Annotated in this window: 15 protein-coding genes and 1 tRNA gene; 8 read left to right on the top strand and 8 right to left on the bottom strand. The window is 57.2% G+C overall.

The window, feature by feature from the left end:
• Positions 1-30: 30 nt before the first annotated feature.
• The 3 genes from pyrC to AB8B75_RS05560 all read left to right on the top strand — a co-directional run bounded on the left by pyrC (position 31) and on the right by AB8B75_RS05560 (position 2,206).
• The gene (gene pyrC, locus AB8B75_RS05570; RefSeq protein WP_405360502.1) at positions 31-1,314 is read left to right on the top strand and encodes a dihydroorotase; all 1,284 of its coding nucleotides are present in this window, start codon (positions 31-33) and stop codon (positions 1,312-1,314) included.
• Positions 1,314-1,922, top strand: coding sequence for a glycerol-3-phosphate 1-O-acyltransferase PlsY (gene plsY / locus AB8B75_RS05565; RefSeq protein ID WP_405360500.1), 609 nt, complete (start codon positions 1,314-1,316; stop codon positions 1,920-1,922). Before pyrC ends, plsY begins: the two co-directional genes overlap by 1 nt.
• Positions 1,923-2,044: 122 nt before the next feature.
• Complete coding sequence (locus AB8B75_RS05560; RefSeq protein WP_405360498.1) at positions 2,045-2,206, top strand: hypothetical protein; 162 nt, start codon at positions 2,045-2,047, stop codon at positions 2,204-2,206.
• Here the strand turns inward: AB8B75_RS05560 and AB8B75_RS05555 are convergent.
• Positions 2,191-2,577, bottom strand: a complete 387-nt coding sequence (locus tag AB8B75_RS05555; RefSeq protein ID WP_405360496.1) for an ectoine synthase — start codon at positions 2,575-2,577, stop codon at positions 2,191-2,193. The two genes, AB8B75_RS05560 and AB8B75_RS05555, sit on opposite strands and share 16 nt — an antisense overlap.
• A 73-nt stretch (positions 2,578-2,650) precedes the next feature.
• On the opposite strand from AB8B75_RS05555, the gene AB8B75_RS05550 reads away from it, so the two are divergent.
• Genes AB8B75_RS05550 through AB8B75_RS05540 form a run of 3 tightly spaced genes read left to right on the top strand, consistent with a single transcriptional unit; the run spans position 2,651 to position 5,303 of the window.
• Entirely contained in the window at positions 2,651-3,586 is a 936-nt protein-coding gene (locus AB8B75_RS05550; protein ID WP_405360494.1) for an aldo/keto reductase, read from the top strand.
• Complete coding sequence (locus AB8B75_RS05545) at positions 3,586-4,656, top strand: NAD(P)/FAD-dependent oxidoreductase (protein WP_405360492.1); 1,071 nt, start codon at positions 3,586-3,588, stop codon at positions 4,654-4,656. Before AB8B75_RS05550 ends, AB8B75_RS05545 begins: the two co-directional genes overlap by 1 nt.
• Positions 4,653-5,303, top strand: coding sequence for a DUF938 domain-containing protein (locus AB8B75_RS05540; RefSeq protein ID WP_405360490.1), 651 nt, complete (start codon positions 4,653-4,655; stop codon positions 5,301-5,303). Before AB8B75_RS05545 ends, AB8B75_RS05540 begins: the two co-directional genes overlap by 4 nt.
• Here AB8B75_RS05540 and AB8B75_RS05535 read toward each other — a convergent pair.
• The 4 genes from AB8B75_RS05535 to AB8B75_RS05520 form a co-directional block, all read right to left on the bottom strand.
• On the bottom strand, positions 5,300-7,792 hold the full coding sequence (locus tag AB8B75_RS05535) for an FAD-dependent oxidoreductase (protein ID WP_405360488.1): 2,493 nt from the start codon (positions 7,790-7,792) through the stop codon (positions 5,300-5,302). The genes AB8B75_RS05540 and AB8B75_RS05535 overlap by 4 nt on opposite strands.
• A 128-nt stretch (positions 7,793-7,920) precedes the next feature.
• Positions 7,921-9,321, bottom strand: a complete 1,401-nt coding sequence (locus AB8B75_RS05530) for an FAD-binding oxidoreductase (protein WP_405360486.1) — start codon at positions 9,319-9,321, stop codon at positions 7,921-7,923.
• Between the two features lie 27 nt (positions 9,322-9,348).
• On the bottom strand, positions 9,349-11,127 hold the full coding sequence (ggt, locus tag AB8B75_RS05525) for a gamma-glutamyltransferase (RefSeq protein ID WP_405360484.1): 1,779 nt from the start codon (positions 11,125-11,127) through the stop codon (positions 9,349-9,351).
• A 26-nt stretch (positions 11,128-11,153) separates the two neighbouring features.
• Complete coding sequence (locus tag AB8B75_RS05520; protein ID WP_405360482.1) at positions 11,154-12,140, bottom strand: 2-hydroxyacid dehydrogenase; 987 nt, start codon at positions 12,138-12,140, stop codon at positions 11,154-11,156.
• Between the two features lie 118 nt (positions 12,141-12,258).
• Between AB8B75_RS05520 and AB8B75_RS05515 the strand changes: the two genes are divergently transcribed.
• Both AB8B75_RS05515 and AB8B75_RS05510 read left to right on the top strand, forming a co-directional pair.
• On the top strand, positions 12,259-12,762 hold the full coding sequence (locus AB8B75_RS05515; RefSeq protein WP_405360480.1) for an SH3 domain-containing protein: 504 nt from the start codon (positions 12,259-12,261) through the stop codon (positions 12,760-12,762).
• 443 nt (positions 12,763-13,205) lie between these two features.
• Positions 13,206-13,280: transfer RNA gene (locus AB8B75_RS05510), tRNA-Gln, on the top strand.
• A 172-nt stretch (positions 13,281-13,452) separates the two neighbouring features.
• Here the strand turns inward: AB8B75_RS05510 and AB8B75_RS05505 are convergent.
• From AB8B75_RS05505 to AB8B75_RS05495, 3 genes are read right to left on the bottom strand one after another with little or no spacing between them, the layout of a single operon-like run.
• Positions 13,453-15,093, bottom strand: coding sequence for a recombinase family protein (locus AB8B75_RS05505; RefSeq protein WP_405360478.1), 1,641 nt, complete (start codon positions 15,091-15,093; stop codon positions 13,453-13,455).
• Complete coding sequence (locus tag AB8B75_RS05500) at positions 15,090-15,497, bottom strand: DUF2924 domain-containing protein (protein WP_405360476.1); 408 nt, start codon at positions 15,495-15,497, stop codon at positions 15,090-15,092. The genes AB8B75_RS05505 and AB8B75_RS05500 overlap by 4 nt, the downstream gene beginning before the upstream one ends.
• The gene (locus AB8B75_RS05495) at positions 15,487-15,756 is read right to left on the bottom strand and encodes a DUF3489 domain-containing protein (RefSeq protein ID WP_405360474.1); all 270 of its coding nucleotides are present in this window, start codon (positions 15,754-15,756) and stop codon (positions 15,487-15,489) included. The genes AB8B75_RS05500 and AB8B75_RS05495 overlap by 11 nt, the downstream gene beginning before the upstream one ends.
• Positions 15,757-16,279 lie beyond the last annotated feature (523 nt).

Below are 16,279 nucleotides of genomic sequence, written 5' to 3'. Positions count from 1 at the left end.
AAAATCGCTCAGCCTGCGGAGCCCGACCTTATGACGAAACTGACTTTCCTGAATGCCCGTCTTGTTGATCCGGAAAAGGACGAGATCACCATCGGCGGACTTGTGGTTGAACATGGGCGCATCACCAAGCTCTTGCCCAAAGATGCGCCGCGGCTGACCTCTGGTCGGGTCATCGACTGCAACCTCAAATACCTCGCACCCGGCATTGTCGACATCGGCGTCAAGGTCTGCGAGCCCGGCGACCGCCACAAGGAATCCTATCGCTCCGCCGGCCTCGCCGCCGCCGCTGGAGGCGTGACGACCATGGTGACACGGCCCGACACAGAACCCGCCATCGACAACCCCGAAACGCTTGAGTTTGTCACCCGCCGCGCCAATGAAGCAGCGCCTGTCAACGTGATGCCCATGGCGGCCCTGACCAAGGGGCGCGACGGTCGCGAGATGACCGAGATCGGTTTCTTGATGGATGCAGGCGCCGTGGCCTTCACCGATTGCGATCGCGTGGTGACGGACACCAAGGTGTTTTCCCGCGCGCTCACCTATGCCCGCGGCCTTGGCGCGCTTGTGATTGCCCACCCGCAGGACCCCGGCCTCAGCAAGGGGGCTACAGCCACGTCCGGCAAATTCGCATCACTGCGCGGACTGCCTGCGGTGTCTCCGATGGCCGAACGCATGGCGCTGGACCGTGACATCGCGTTGATCGAAATGACGGGCGCGCGGTATCACGCAGATCAAATAACTTGCGCACGCGCCTTGCCAGCCCTAGAGCGCGCCAAGAAAAACGGATTGGACATCACTGCTGGGACATCCATCCACCACCTCACCCTGAACGCGCTGGATGTCGCGGATTATCGAACATTCTTTAAACTCAAACCACCGCTCAGAGACGAGCAAGACAGGCTTGCGGTGGCCGATGCGGTCAAATCCGGGCTGATTGACGTGATTTCGTCTATGCACACGCCGCAGGACGAAGAAAGCAAACGCCTGCCCTTTGAAGAAGCTGCTTCAGGTGCTGTCGCGCTTGAAACACTCCTGCCCGCGGCTATGCGGCTCTATCATGCGGGATTGATTGACCTGCCTGTTCTGTGGCGCGCCATGTCGCTCAATCCAGCCAATCGTCTGGGTCTGGACAGTGGGCGTTTGACACCCGGTGCCCCGGCCGATCTGGTGTTGTTTGACCCGGATGCGCCCTTTTTGATGGACCGCGCAACCCTGCAATCGAAATCGCGCAACACACCGTTTGACGGCGCACGGATGCAAGGTAAGGTCCTGTCGACCTATGTCGCAGGTACCTGCGTTTTTGAGAGGACCTGATGCCCGTCATCGAACATTCTGCAAGCGTTCTGATGCTTTGGGCCTTGATCGGGTATCTCCTTGGGTCGATCCCATTTGGCATGGTTCTGGCCCGTGTGATGGGGCTTGGAAACCTGCGTAGCATTGGGTCGGGCAACATCGGGGCCACAAATGTTTTGCGGACTGGAAACAAAACCGCAGCAGCCCTGACTCTGCTCCTCGATGGAGGCAAGGGCGCGGTAGCGGTCTTGCTGGCGCGATACTTTGGGGGCGAAGATACAGCGCAAATTGCCGGGCTGATGGCAATGATCGGGCATTGCTACCCGGTCTGGTTGAAATTTGCGGGGGGCAAGGGCGTCGCGACCTTTCTAGGCATCATGCTGGCGCTCAGCCTTCCCGTAGGGGTCGGTTGCTGCATCGCCTGGCTGGTCGGCGCGCTGGTCTGGCGCATATCGTCGATGGGCGCTCTTGTGGCTGCAGCCTCTTCGACCTTTCTGATGGTGATCCTGAACTCTGGCGCGGCCTTGGTGCTGGGCGCGGTTCTAACGGCTCTTGTTATGTGGCGACACCGCGCCAATATCGCCCGATTACGCGCCGGAACTGAACCGAAAATCGGCCAGAAATCATGAACGAAAGCCCCTCGGCAGGGTTCGAGTACGCTCTTGCTGCATTGCCAATTGGCACCTTCAAAGGCAGTGTAAAAGACCGTCGCTAAGTTATCAGTAAAACCATGTTCAACGCGGGAAAATCCATGAAACTGGTTGCCGAAGAGCTTACCGGGCAAGACTACATAAGCTTCAATTTCTATCGTCTTGGAACCGGATCACGGCTCTTTCCCTGCGAAATGCCCGCACGGACAGTTATTGATTTCGTTTTGTGTCTGATACCCGACCCCCTTCAAGACGACGCATAACTGCCATCCGGCCCATGCGTCTCGTCACCTTGCAACGCCGGGGAGAACACGCAAATCAGATGAAAGGGCACGCTCCCGTCATTGCGCACTTCATGCCGGTCATGTGCGTTGGGCGCGTATAACATGCCTGGCGTGATGCGGTGAACGGCACCGCTGTCCAACTCCGTGACGACGCCAACCCCACCGATGCAGTAATAGGCCTCGATGTGGTTTTTGTATTCCAATTTCATGGCCGCGCCGGGCAGAACTTGTGTCTCTGTCATCGAAAACCCCATGTCGTCAGATTTGACCAACAACCTCAGGCTGGTCCAGCCAGGGCCCGAAGCATCCCGCGGTGTCCCCTTTAATTCAGATTTGCTTGTGACGATCACGCCGGTTCCTTTCTGGCTGCATTGAACATCTTTGAATATTGCACGGGCCTGCGCGCCATGCCACGTTTGCGCAATGGAAAAACAGCTCACCAGCCTAGATGGCACCCCCGCAAGCCGCCTCGCTTTTGGCACAATGCAATTTGGCGGACGGGCGGATGTCGCAGCCTCGCGCGCAATATTCGAGGCATCGCTTGCAAGCGGCATCACTCATTTCGACACCGCCTATGTTTATAACGATGGCGCGTCCGAAGAACTGCTGGGCGCAATGCTCGGCGATGACCGTGAGCGTCTGATCATTGCAACCAAAGCAGCTTACACCGGCGGCGGGTCGCGAAAAAACATCCAGGATTCCTTTGAAATTTCACGCAAAAGGCTGAAGCTGGATGTGGTCGATGTTCTTTACATGCACCGGTTCGACCCTGACACCGACTTGCACGAGAGCATGGAAGCGCTGGCGGAACTGAAACAACAAGGCTTGATCCGCTATGTCGGTGTGTCCAATTTCGCCGCTTGGCAAGTGGTCAAGGCCATCAACATCGCCGCCAAGTTCGATATCAGCGTGGATATCCTGCAGCCCATGTACAACTTAGTGAAAAGACAAGCCGAGGTTGAAATCCTGCCCATGTGTGCCGATCAAGGTGTGGCCTGCGCACCCTATTCGCCCTTGGGCGGGGGCCTGCTGACCGGGAAATACAGCTTAGGTGATACCGGGCGGCTGACCGAAGATGATCGCTATGCCGCGCGCTATGGATTGGATTGGATGCATCAAGCCGCCGTTGGTCTTGGTCAAGTAGCGCAAGAACTCGACGTGAGCGCCGCGACCTTGGCGGTGGCATGGGCAGCGGCGCACCCCATGGGACCAACCCCGATCATTTCTGCCAGAACAGCCGAACAGCTCGAGCCTTCGTTGGCCGCATTGGATTTCCAGATGACACCTGAACTTTACGACCGGCTCTCAGGTCTGAGCCCGACGCCACCCCCTGCGACCGACCGGATCGAAGAGCAATAGTGACAGACATCCTCGTGATTGGTGGCGGGATTGCAGGCCTCTCCGCCGCGGCGCGCCTGTCGGAAAACGCCAAAGTGACCGTGATCGAAGCGGAGGCATCGCTGGGGTATCACGCATCGGGCCGTTCTGCCGCCCTGATCGAGCCGAATTATGGCGCGTCGAGTGTTCAGGCGCTCAACCGAGCCAGTGTCGATTTTTTGGAATCTGGTGGCTACTTGAGTCCCCGCGGATTGTTGATCATCGCACAGGCACACGAACGCGCCGCTTTTGAAAAAGACGCCGCCGCCTTGGGCACTTCGCCCATTACGCAAGCCGAGGCGATTTCTTTTGTGCCCGTGCTAAACCCCGCAAAGCTCACATATGCTGCCTATCACGCGGATGCGCAGGACATTGACACCGATCTTCTGCTGCAAGACTTCGCACGGACTTTGCGGAAAAATGGCGGAACCATCGAAACCGGATGTCGCGTGGATGCGATCCATTGGGCGTCGGGAAAGTGGGACCTGCGCGCAGCCGACATGCATTTTACCGCGCCGATGCTGGTAAATGCGGCGGGCGCGTGGGCCGATCAAATCGCAGAATTGGCGCATGTTGCCCCGCTGGAGATCACCCCACACCGCCGTTCCATGGCCCGCATTCCAGCCCCCGGCGGGCATGATGTCAGCGCCTGGCCGATGTTTTTCGGGGTTGATGAGACATGGTATGCGAAACCGGATGCAGGCTGTCTGCTCGTATCCCCTGCCGACGAAGATGCAGTAAAACCACATGACGCTTGGGCTGAAGATCTGACACTGGCTCAGGGTTTGGCGCTCTATGAAGAGATGGTGACCGAACCTGTCACGCGGCTGCAATCCAGCTGGGCCGGGCTGCGTAGCTTTGCGCCGGATCGGACGCTGGTCTTGGGTCGTGATCCGGATCACCCGGCGTTTGTTTGGTGTGCCGGGCAAGGCGGGTACGGTTTTCAAACAGCCCCTGCGGCATCGCAACTGTTGGCCGACCTTGTTTGCGGGCGAACACCATCACTGGACAAGGATGTGTCGGCGGCTCTGAGGCCAGAGCGGTTGCGATGACGAGAAATTTACCCCCCAATGCCAGCGTTGCCGACGCTGTGGACGGCGCAAAACTACATGCGCCCGCCGCTACTCGCAACGCCCGGTTTTTATGTGATCTGTTGCGCGAATATGCTCCACAAACCGGAACCGCTCTGGAAATCGCCAGTGGGACAGGGCAGCATATCATTTCCTTCGCCGAGGCTCTGCCGAAAGTTATCTGGCAACCGACGGACGTGGATCATGACCGGCTGGCCAGTATTGATGCCTATGTTCAAGACACAGATCTGGCCAGTGTTAGGGCTGCCTCGTTCCTGGATGCGACACAACCCGGTTGGCATCAACAGCATCGTGGCACAGATTTGATTGTGCTGATTAACTTGCTGCACCTGATCACGGACACAGTCGCAAACACAGTTGTGATCGAAGCGATGCATGCATTGCCTTCAGCGGGCAAGTTTATACTCTACGGTCCATTCAAAAGGAACGGAGCTCTTACCAGCAGTGGCGACGCTGGCTTTGACGCGAGCTTGCGCGCGGCCGACCCAAAGATCGGCTACAAGGACGATGTGGAGATCTTAGCCTGGTTGAATTCAGCGGGTGCCTCATCCATTGACAAGGTGGAAATGCCTGCAAACAACCTCGCTTTTGTCGCTACCAAAGCCTAACCATCAGCGCGGATACGGGCGTTTTTGGGATCATAGGGGCTGTCTTCGACGATCTCCGCCTCCCAGAGCCGATCCAGCATTTTCACCTTGAGCTTCGTACCTTGGGCCGCAAATTCAGGTGTCACATAGCCCATGCCAATGCTCTTGCCAAAGGCCACAGAATACCCGCCTGATGTCAGACGCCCAACGCGGGTGTCGCCATGATAGAGGGCCTCGCGTCCCCAAGGATCAGCATCGGCAGGCCCGTCGATCAAAACCGTGACACATTTCGAGCGCACGCCGGTTTTCTCCAATTGAGCTTTGCCGTGGAAGTCTTTGGTGAGATCGATAAACCGAGGCAGGTCTGCCTCTAGCGGCGTCGCATCGCGACCGAGTTCATTGCCAAAAGCGCGATAGGATTTTTCCTGACGCAACCAGTTTTGCGCCCGCGCGCCGACCAATTTGAGGCCATGTGCCTCACCGGCTTTTTCGAGCTGGTCAAAAAGATAGTTCTGCATCTCTATCGGGTGATGCAGCTCCCACCCCAACTCCCCGGTATAGGCAACCCGGATTGCCCGCACCGGACACATGCCCAACTCGATGTTGCGCATGGTCAGCCAAGGATACCGCTTGTTGGACAGAACTGTGGCGGGGTCTGCATCCTTGACGATCTCATTCAGCACATCACGCGACTTTGGCCCGGCAATGGCAAAAACACCCCATTGTGTTGTCACATCGTGGCATTCGACATAACCAAATTCAGGCGCCTTATCCTCGATGGCTTTGCGCAGGTAGTCCGCGTCATAGGCGGTCCATGCACCAGCGGAAACAAGGTAATATTCATCCTGTCCCAGCCGCACGATGGTGTATTCGGTGCGCGTCGTGCCATGCCCGGTCAGCGCATAGGTCAGGTTGATCCGACCGATCGAAGGCAATTTGTTGCAGGTGAACCAATCGAGGAATTGCGTCGCTCCCGGCCCGCGCACCAGATGTTTGGTGAAGGCCGTCGCATCAACTAGACCTACGCCCTCACGGATCGCCTTGGCCTCGTCAACCGCATACTGCCACCAACCTCCACGGCGAAACGAACGGCTGTCATGATCGCTGAACCCTTCAGGGGCAAAGTAGTTCGGACGTTCCCAGCCATTGACCCAACCGAATTGCGCGCCGCGCGCCGCCTGCCGGTCATAGGCAGGTGAGGTGCGCAGAGGACGGCAGGCCGGGCGTTCCTCGTCCGGGTGGTGCAGAACGTAGACGTGATCATATGCCTCTTCGTTCTTGCGCGCCGCGAATTCGGTTGTCATCCAGTCGCCGTAACGTTTGGGATCCAGTGAGGCCATGTCAATCTCGGCCTCCCCCTCGACCATCAACTGCGCCAGGTAGTACCCCGTGCCGCCCGCTGCTGTGATCCCGAAAGAAAACCCTTCCGCCAACCACATGTTGCGCAGACCGGGCGCCGGGCCAACCAGCGGGTTGCCATCAGGCGTGTAGCAAATAGGACCGTTGAAATCGTCCTTTAGACCAGAGTTTTCGCAAGATGGCAGGCGATGGATCATCGCCATATATTGGTCTTCGATCCGTTCCAGATCGAGCTGGAAAAGGTCTGCGCGGAAACTGTCCGGAACGCCGTATTCGAACCGCACGGGTGCACCCTTTTCATAGACGCCCAATATCCAGCCGCCGCGTTCTTCGCGCACATAGGATTGGGCATCCGCATCACGCACAACAGGGTGTTCCACATTGCCTTCAGCGCGGAATTTTACCAGCGACGGGTCCTGCTCCATTACGATGAACTGATGCTCTACCGGGATCGCAGGCATCTTGATGCCCAACATCTGGGCTGTGCGCTGCGCGTGATTGCCCGAGGCCGTGACCACATGTTCAGCAGTGACGACGACTTGCTCGTCCGTTGGCACAAGATTGCCACCTTTTTCCGCCATCTTGGTCGCGGTGACCTCCCAATGGCTGCCCGTCCAATGGAAGGCGTCTACCTGCCACTTACGCTCAATCATCACGCCGCGCTGGCGAGCACCCTTGGCCATCGCCATGGTGACATCGGCGGGGTTTATGTAACCGTCTGTGTGATGATAGAGCGCGCCTTTGAGGTCATCCGTTCGGATTAGCGGCCATTTGGTTTTGATTTCATCGGGGGTCATCCATTGGTAGGGAACGCCGCAAGTTTCCGCCGTAGAGGCATAGAGCATATATTCATCCATACGCTCCTGCGTCTGTGCCATGCGCAGGTTGCCAACCACCGCAAAGCCTGCGTTCAACCCGGTTTCCTCTTCCAGCGTTTTGTAGAACCGGATGGAGTAGTCATGAATATGCGTCGTCGCAAAAGACATGTTGAAATAGGGTAACAAGCCCGCCGCATGCCATGTGGACCCTGACGTCAGCTCGTCACGCTCCAGCAGCATCACATCATCCCAACCCGCCCGCGCCAAGTGGTAGGCAATAGATGTTCCGACAGCACCGCCACCGACAACAAGAGCTTTGACTTGGGTTTTCATGACGCGAGACTCCCTGACGCATGTTGACGCCCAAGGTTTAGCGCCTGACGGCCAATTGCGCAAAACGCCCCCGACCGGTCTTGACGGGAAAGCGACATCACTGGCAACGGATCAAGGCTGTGCAGACTTCAGGGCAGAATTTTACCGGGGTTCATGATGTTGTCGGGATCAAGAGCCCGCTTGATCGCCGACATCACGGCGGTCGCCTCTCCCAACTCGTCTTTGAGATACTTGCGCTTGCCCTGTCCAATCCCGTGCTCGCCCGTGCAGGTGCCATCCATGGAAATGGCCACCCCGTTGAGCCAGCTGACAAATCCCGCCGCCCTGTCCAGTTCATCGGGATTTTCCATATCGACGAGCAATGACACGTGGAAATTGCCATCACCTGCATGCCCAACGATCGGGGCGACAAGCCCCAACTTCTCAGCCTCTTTTTGGGAAACGACGACGCATTCCGCCAAACGGGAGATCGGAACGCAGACATCTGTCGCAATGGCCTTGGCTCCTGGCCGATATTGCAGCATCGCCCAGTATGCGTCATGCCTAGCCTTCCAGAGTTTGGTACGTTCTTCGGCGGTCGTGGTCGCGGCATAGCCCTCGCCGCCGTGATCCTCTGCCAAAGCGCCAAAAGTTTCCGCTTGTTCCACAACACTGGCTTCGGATCCGTGGAATTCGAGCAAGAGGAGCGGCGTCAACGGCAGATCCAGCCCGGAATAGCCGTTAACGGCTTCGACTGTCATTGCATCCAGCAATTCGATCCGCGCCACAGGGAGACCATACTGGATCACGGACATGACGGTTTGGCAGGCAGCGTCAACCGTTGGAAAAGAACACCTGGCAGAACTTATGGCCTCAGGGATGCCTTGCAGCTTCAGGGTGATCTCGGTGATGATGCCCAATGTGCCTTCGGATCCGACCAGCAAGCGGGTAAGATCGTAGCCCGCCGAGGATTTGCGCGCGCGTGTCCCTGTACGAATAATCTTGCCATCCGCCATTACGGCCTCAACGGCTAAGACGTTGTCCTTCATTGTGCCGTAACGGACAGCGTTGGTGCCGGAAGCCCGTGTTGCGGCCATGCCGCCCAATGACGCATCTGCACCGGGATCGATGGGGAAAAACAATCCTTGATCGCGCAAATGCGTGTTTAATGCCCGCCGTGTCACACCGGGCTGCACCCGGCAGTCAAGATCACCTGCGTTGACCTCGACCACCGCATCCATTTGGCTCAAGTCGATACAAACCCCACCTGCTGGCGCATTGACATGGCCTTCCAATGAGGTGCCGGTGCCGTAGGCAATCACCGGAACACGATGCGCGGCACAGACCGTCACGATATCAGAAACTTCCTGGGTATTTTTAGCAAAAACGACTGCATCCGGCGGCTGATTTTCGATCCATGTTGTGGTGTGACCATGCTGCTCGCAGATCGCCTTGCCATTCTGAATACGTTCCCCAAACTGCTGTTTCAGAACACCGAGTACCGTGTCGATACCCGTCTGGTTGCGGGGCAAGGTCGCGTGTTTCACCATTGCGTATCTCCTTCTTGCGCTGCGAACCTACTGGCCCAGCGCAATACCTTCGCGGCGCGGATCGGCACCGCCTTTTAAGGTTTCGCCGATGGATATGGCATGTATTCCCGACGTGAGAGCGCGGCTGCCAACTTCAAATCCGAGCCCGGTCAGACCCTCGGTCAGATCTTCGGCGGATGTGCCTTCCTCGACGTCGTATTTGCCAAATCTGTTGACTGCATGTGGCACAGAAACAGCTTGTTGTACATCCAGACCCCAGTCCAAATACGCGATAACGCTCTGCGCCACATAGCCGATGATACGGCTGCCGCCCGGGCTGCCGATGGCCAGAACCGGCGCGCCGTCTTTCATCACGATTGTCGGCGACATCGATGACCGAGGACGCTTGCCTGGCTCAACACGATTGGCAATGGGCACGCCATCGACGTGGGAGCGAAATGAAAAATCGGTCAATTCGTTGTTCAGCAGAAACCCCCGCACCATCAGACGGCTACCAAAACCATTTTCAATGGTGGTGGTCATTGAGGCCACATTGCCCTCGCCATCCACGATGACAAAATGCGAAGTCGAAGGCAGTTCAATCGACTGATCATCTGCCCAGTTCAGGGCATGGTCAAATTCGGGATTTCCAGGTGCGACTTCGGGCAAAGCGTCATCGCCAGCCAATAGCGCCGCGCGTTCCGCAATATAGGCCCCGTCAAGCAGGCCCTGCGCAGGCACTGGCACGAAATCACTGTCCGCCATATAGCGCCCACGATCGGCGAAGGCCAAACGCGACGCGTCCCCGATCAGGCGACGCACATTCAAATCCAAGGGTCCAGCGCTCAGATCATAGCTATCCAGAACGCCGAGGATTTGTCCGACCGTCAAGGCACCTGAAGAGGGCGGCCCCATGCCGCAGACATCATGCGCGCGGTAAGAGACGCATACGGGGGCACGTTCCTTCACCTTGTAAATACTCAGATCCAGCGGGGAGAGCACGCCCGGATTGCCTTCGGCGTTCTGAATAGTTGCGACGATGTCGGCGGCAATTTCTCCTGTATAGAATGCCCGCGATCCACCCTCGGCCATCGCCCGCAAGGTCGTGCCATAAGCGGGGTTCTTCAACAAATCACCCTCGGCCAAAGGTGTGCCACCGGGCATAAAATACTGCGATGTCGTGGCAAAGCGGCCCAAACGTTCCGCATCAGCCTCAATCAGACCGGCCAGGCGGGGCGATACCTCGAAACCCATTTCGGCGCGCTCAATTGCCGGGGTCAATAACTCGGCCCATGGCAGTTTGCCCCAGCGCACATGGGCGTCTTCCATCAGCGCAGGTGTGCCGGGCGTGCCGACAGACAAACCACCTACGACCGCGTCGAAGAACGCCAAGGGCTCGCCCTCACCATCCTGAAACAAGCGCGGGGTCGCTGCCAAAGGTGCGGTTTCGCGCCCGTCCAACGTGGTCAAAGTGCTGCTGGCGGCATCGTAGTAAACCAGAAACGCGCCACCTCCGAGCCCGGAGGATTGCGGCTCCACCAGCCCCAACATGGCTTGAACCGCGACCAGAGCGTCCGCCGCGGACCCACCCTTGGCCAAAACATCCGCTCCTGATTGTACAGCCCATGGGTTTGCCGCAGCCACCATCCAGTTCTCTGCCTCAACCGGTGTGCCTGCGAATTTCGCTTCCAGCGCGCTGGCTACTTCTTTAGAGATCGCCTGAAATGCGCCTTGTGTTGCCGCTTCGGGCTGTACCGCATCAGCCGCCTGCTGCGCAGGGGCGGCGGATGCCGCAAATAATGCCAGTCCTGTCAAGAAAAGTCGCATGATCACTCCAATCTGATAAGGGTGGTTTACAGCATTGACGGTACGACCTGGTCGGGCGGCCTGTGACCGTCGTCAAAGGTCTTGATGTTGATGATAACTTTTTCACCCATTTCAACCCGGCCTTCACGGGTTGCGGATCCCATATGCGGCAAAAGAACGACATTTTCCAAAGCCCGCAGTCGAGGGTTTACACCGGCGCCACGCTCATAAACATCGAGACCAGCACCCGCGATCTCGCCAGCGCGTAACATTCGCGTAAGCGCGTTTTCATCAATCACTTCGCCGCGCGACGTGTTGACCAGAACGGCCTCAGGTTTCATCAATTTCAGACGACGCGCGTTCATCAGGTGAAAGGTAGAGGGCGTGGCCGGGCAATTGACCGACACCACATCCATGCGAGCCACCATCTGATCCAAACTTTCCCAATATGTCGCTTCGAGTGCATCCTCGATCTCCGGGCGCAGACGGCGGCGGTTGTGGTAGTGCACTTGCATGCCAAAGGCAGCGGCCCGGCGCGCAACGGCTTGCCCAATACGCCCCATGCCCAGAATGCCCAGCCGTCGCCCGCCAACGCGCCCCCCGAGGAACGCGGTAGGCGCCCAACCATCCCAGGCATCTGACTGCATGACGGTCAACCCTTCAGGCATGCGCCGCAAAACCGCCAGCATCAGCGCCATCGTCATATCGGCTGTATCATCTGTCAAAACGCCGGGTGTATTCGACACCAATATCCCGCGCTGTCGGGCTGTCGAAACATCAATATGGTCAACGCCAGCCCCATAATTCGCAATCAGTTTCAAACGGTCACCCGCTTGCCCAATGAGGGTGGAATCAATTTCATCGGTAACGGTTGGGATCAGGACATCTGCTGATTTCATTGCCGCAACCAGATCGTTCCGGCTCATCGGAACATCATTGTCGCGCAGTTTGACATCAAAAAGCTCCGAAAGCCGGGTTTCTACGGCCTCTGGCAACCGTCGCGTAACGACAACACTTAGTTTTGGCTTTGGCATTTAGAGCCTCCCCGGTCTTGGCGTGATCACCCTTTTCATGGCATGGTGGCCGAGAAGGCGACGAGGCACAAGAACCTCGCGTGTTCAATCGGGTAAAATACGAATAACAGGCCGTGTCATGTTCAAAACTTTTCTTGCATCCCTCCTGGGTGCGCTAACGATATTTGTGCTTGGGACCGTCGGCATGGCGCGAGACATCGGCCCGGTCACAAATCTGCCAATCCCGCGTTACGTCTCAATGAAAGCCTCTGAAGGTAATGTAAGGCGCGGCCCTTCTCTGACTCACCGTATCGACTGGGTCTTTAAACATCGCGACATGCCTTTGCAGATTACCGCCGAATTTGGCCACTGGCGCCGTGTCGAAGATCGCGACGGCCAGGGAGGCTGGGTCCACTATTCGCTCTTGTCGGGTGTGCGAACTGTTATCGTGGAAGAAAACATGCTGGCAATCCACATGCGTCCTGACTTGGAAGCTCCTGTCGCAGCGGCCCTGGAAGCCGGCGTGATCGCGAAACTGGGCAAATGCGGCCCTGAATGGTGCCATGTTAAATCGGGCGGCTATCGTGGCTGGGCTCCCAAATCGCGCCTGTGGGGCGTGATGCAAGATGAAATCCGCAATTAAGTTCGACCCGTACGTTGGCGCTCGGTCGAAGTGGTTAGCCCATTGATAAAATGGATCAATTCCGGGCCAATTTGTTGTTCCGGTAAATCTCCAGTAGCTATCAGCCGCTTTTCGCCTGACCGAGAGTGCAGTCATCACTACAAAGCCCAATCCAGACTGGTCCACTCCTCTGCATCAAAAAGGGTAAGCACAGGCAGTTGAAGCCAGCACACGGCACGCCTGTTAATTCGCCGACATGGCTGGTCGTGAATTCGACCGAACCCCTCGCGACAAAGACACTGTTCAAAGTGAGTGTGTCCAGCGTGACACTTGCCACTTCCAAAACGGAGAAAAAGGTACGTGCTTCAGATCTGCTATCTGCTTTCATTAACCGAAAATGCACAATTTTTGTAAAAAACGGGTCTTGCGCGTCGGGCCAGAGCGGCTTAGTTACCGCGTCACGTTGGGATGTAGCCAAGTGGTAAGGCAACTGTTTTTGGTACAGTGTACCGTAGGTTCGAATCCTACCATCCCAGCCAAACACTCTTTCAAGAACAGACGATACGACTGTCGCTCGAGGTAGTGGCGGTATTTCAGAGGGTTACGGTTATGTTCACTCAACGCAGACCGTTCACGCCCCGCAGATAAGCCTCAATACACCCCTAAGTCTGAGTTCGGGTATTTTGCGATACGAGTGTCCGAAGGGGGTGATCAGAGAGTCGCGATCAGAGCGCGCTGGTCTTGCCAGCTGGTCGGCAGCGTGTGCCGCACGCACCAGTCGGATGTCAGGCCCAGAGGTTGTTGGCCGTCGAGGACATCGCGGATGATGTCGGGGGCAAGGAAAGCCAGATTGATCAGCTGATAAATCCTGCCGTTTGTCGTGCCTTCGGCTTTTGCAATCTCCGACAGTGTTCTACCGGCTTTGATTTGCCCAAACCAGAGATGCGCTTTGGCGATGTTTCTGATCAGGGTTTCATCAGGGTTGCTGGCAGCATTACCAAGAACCAGCTTTGTCTCAACGCCGCGCTTCCTCAGCTGGAAGGGCGCCGTGATCGCCTGCAGCTCCTCGTCGATCTCGTCAGCGCCAGCTTTGATTATTAAAGCAAGCTGAACGCAATCAATTGTGATGGTCAGCTCACCGGGGCTCAGATCGATCCGCTCAACGAGATTGAGCATGTGACTGATGTCCTTGTCGGCACACAGCTTTTGCAGGATGCTATGATGAGTCTTTATTTCTTCTGCGGAGCAGTTCGGAACCAGCCTGCTCGTGAAGGTCGTATCGCTCAGCTGCTCGCGCATGAGATGCGCAACCCTGATCTCCAGCTCCTGCGCAGGCAAGCGCCAGCCATCAAGGTTCGCCTCGCCGCTTTTCTTAATCAGGCGATGTGACACATAGTACCGCAGCCGAACCCCAGCCCGCGTCCTGGAATGCGACGGGGTCAGCCGATCGCCGGTTTCATCAAAGAGCTTGCCGCAAAGCAGCGATCGCTGCTTCGCCGTCTTGCGAGCCCTGCCTTTCGCAGCACCCTCCTGCAGCTGCTGCTGGATGCGGTCCCAACGATCCGGATCGATGATCGCATCATGCTGCCCGTCAAAGACCTTTTCCTTGTGGCGGATGCGTCCTGAATAGACCGGGTTGATCAGGATGTGGTGAATATGGCCGCGATCAAATGCCCCGCCACCCGTTTGCTTTCCATCGGCTGTCGATCTTTGCCTCGTTTGTAAACCTTGCTGATCCGCAACCGCCTTAACTTCCCGGACAGTGCCGTGCTGTTCGTAGAGTTCGTAGAGCGCGCGGATCGTCGTTGCTTCCTTGTCATTTATCTTCAGCGTCCTGCCATCGGCATCGTATCCCAGCGGCACATTCCCACCCATCCAGAGACCCCGGCGCTTTGAGGCTGCGATTTTGTCGCGGATGCGCTCTGCCGTGACTTCGCGCTCAAACTGCGCAAACGACAGCAGCATGTTCAGGGTGAGACGCCCCATGCTGGTCGCCGTGTTGAACGACTGCGTGACCGATACGAACGACGCCTCTGCCGCATCCAGCGTATCGACAATCCGGGAGAAATCTGCGAGGGACCGTGTCAGCCGGTCGATCTTGTAGACGATGATCTGGTCCACCAGCCCGTCCGCAATATCCTGCAGCAGCCTTTTGAGTGCAGGCCGATCCAATGATCCGCCGGAAATCCCTCCGTCATCATAATGCTCGGGCAGCAGCACCCAGCCTTCATGCTTCTGGCTGGAAATGTAGGCCGCACAGGCTTCGCGCTGAGCGTCGAGCGAGTTGAACTCCTGCTCCAGGCCGTCTTCCGAGGATTTCCGGGTGTATATTGCGCAGCGCAGCTTTTTCATGGCCGCCCTGCCCGACTGTTGAGCCCAAAAAAGCGCGGGCCTGACCATGTGGCCCCCGTGATGTGCTTGGCGATTGCGGACAATGATTTCCACGATTTGCCATCCAATTCAAAGCCACCTTCTACGACCTGAACCTGATAGGTTCTGCCATTCCATTCCCGAACAAGCTGCGCGCCCGGCCGCAGGCTGCTGCTGTTCGACGCGGCAACCGGCTCCCCTGTTGCAATGCGTTTCAGCGCGCGTTTTGTTCCCGCAGGCACGCCGCCCAGCGCTTTACACTGTGCTTCATAGCGCAAGGCTTTCTGCATGAACGGCACAGACATATACGGCGGCGGAGACGATCCGAAGACCGCCTCCCATTGCGCGAGTGTCGCCGGACGCTCAGGGTTCGGATCACGCCCCATGCGCCTGTCCCGTTGCTGGCGCGCTCTGCTGTGAGGCAGGCGTTGACAGAATACGGTATTTTGAAACGCCGCCGGACACAGGCTTCTCGCTGGCAACCTCGTACCCGGCTTTCCGCAGACCGCTCAACGCCGCCCGTGTCGTATGCTGTTGCCAGCCAAGCTTTGCGCTCAGTGATCTGATATCGCTGCCGGACTTCGTGCCGAGCAGCCTGATCAGCTGGTCTTTCTTGGTGACGCGTTTCTTAGGTGAATGAGTCATGGCTGTCTCCTCAGATGATCAGCGGAAAGATCCCGCTGCTACTGAGCAGAGCCCGGTGGTTTCGGGCGAGCCATGCGAATACTTATCGCGCGCACTAACACTACCGCTCTGCCAGTCGCTGAAGTCCAGTCGCATTATGAGAAACTCATGCACAAAGGGCGCATTGTGTTGAAAAACTCTGAAATTCTGACATCGAGATTTTCGGGCAAAAGTTCATAACCCCACGAAGTCAGATGAGATCGTTCGTGAGGCGGCGAGAGCTGGCACATGAGCGGTGAAAGGCCAATTTAGCCGACCCCCTCGCCACCAAAAGCTTGTCATGTTGTACGGCGAAAAAATTTGCTGATTAGAGCTAAAAACGGAGTTTTTCAACACTATCGGCGTATTTTGTTGAAAAACTCTTCCTTGATTGCGGCCTGAACTACTGATTCAATTCCCGTATTGTGGAGGGATTTGGCGATGTTGGGACCGAGACAAGAAGCGCAAGCGGCGCTGTTTTATGAGTTTTCGCTGGAAGATCATG

This window comes from Roseobacter sp. (assembly GCF_045106495.1).
In the GTDB taxonomy this organism is placed as follows: Bacteria; Pseudomonadota; Alphaproteobacteria; order Rhodobacterales; family Rhodobacteraceae; genus Roseobacter.
Note: the sequence above shows the minus strand (reverse complement) of the source record. Positions and strands in the feature narration are given on the sequence as shown.

Bases quoted from the DNA above. Each gene is read 5' to 3' on its own strand.
- plsY (WP_405360500.1), top strand. From the start codon at position 1,314: ATGCCCGTCATCGAACATTCTGCAAGCGTTCTGATGCTTTGGGCCTTG.
- AB8B75_RS05550 (WP_405360494.1), top strand. From the start codon at position 2,651: ATGGAAAAACAGCTCACCAGCCTAGATGGCACCCCCGCAAGCCGCCTC.
- AB8B75_RS05505 (WP_405360478.1), bottom strand. From the start codon at position 15,093: ATGAAAAAGCTGCGCTGCGCAATATACACCCGGAAATCCTCGGAAGAC.
- AB8B75_RS05520 (WP_405360482.1), bottom strand. From the start codon at position 12,140: ATGCCAAAGCCAAAACTAAGTGTTGTCGTTACGCGACGGTTGCCAGAG.
- pyrC (WP_405360502.1), top strand. From the start codon at position 31: ATGACGAAACTGACTTTCCTGAATGCCCGTCTTGTTGATCCGGAAAAG.
- ggt (WP_405360484.1), bottom strand. From the start codon at position 11,127: ATGCGACTTTTCTTGACAGGACTGGCATTATTTGCGGCATCCGCCGCC.
- AB8B75_RS05500 (WP_405360476.1), bottom strand. From the start codon at position 15,497: ATGGGGCGTGATCCGAACCCTGAGCGTCCGGCGACACTCGCGCAATGG.
- AB8B75_RS05540 (WP_405360490.1), top strand. From the start codon at position 4,653: ATGACGAGAAATTTACCCCCCAATGCCAGCGTTGCCGACGCTGTGGAC.
- AB8B75_RS05495 (WP_405360474.1), bottom strand. From the start codon at position 15,756: ATGACTCATTCACCTAAGAAACGCGTCACCAAGAAAGACCAGCTGATC.
- AB8B75_RS05515 (WP_405360480.1), top strand. From the start codon at position 12,259: ATGTTCAAAACTTTTCTTGCATCCCTCCTGGGTGCGCTAACGATATTT.
- AB8B75_RS05560 (WP_405360498.1), top strand. From the start codon at position 2,045: ATGAAACTGGTTGCCGAAGAGCTTACCGGGCAAGACTACATAAGCTTC.
- AB8B75_RS05535 (WP_405360488.1), bottom strand. From the start codon at position 7,792: ATGAAAACCCAAGTCAAAGCTCTTGTTGTCGGTGGCGGTGCTGTCGGA.
- AB8B75_RS05530 (WP_405360486.1), bottom strand. From the start codon at position 9,321: ATGGTGAAACACGCGACCTTGCCCCGCAACCAGACGGGTATCGACACG.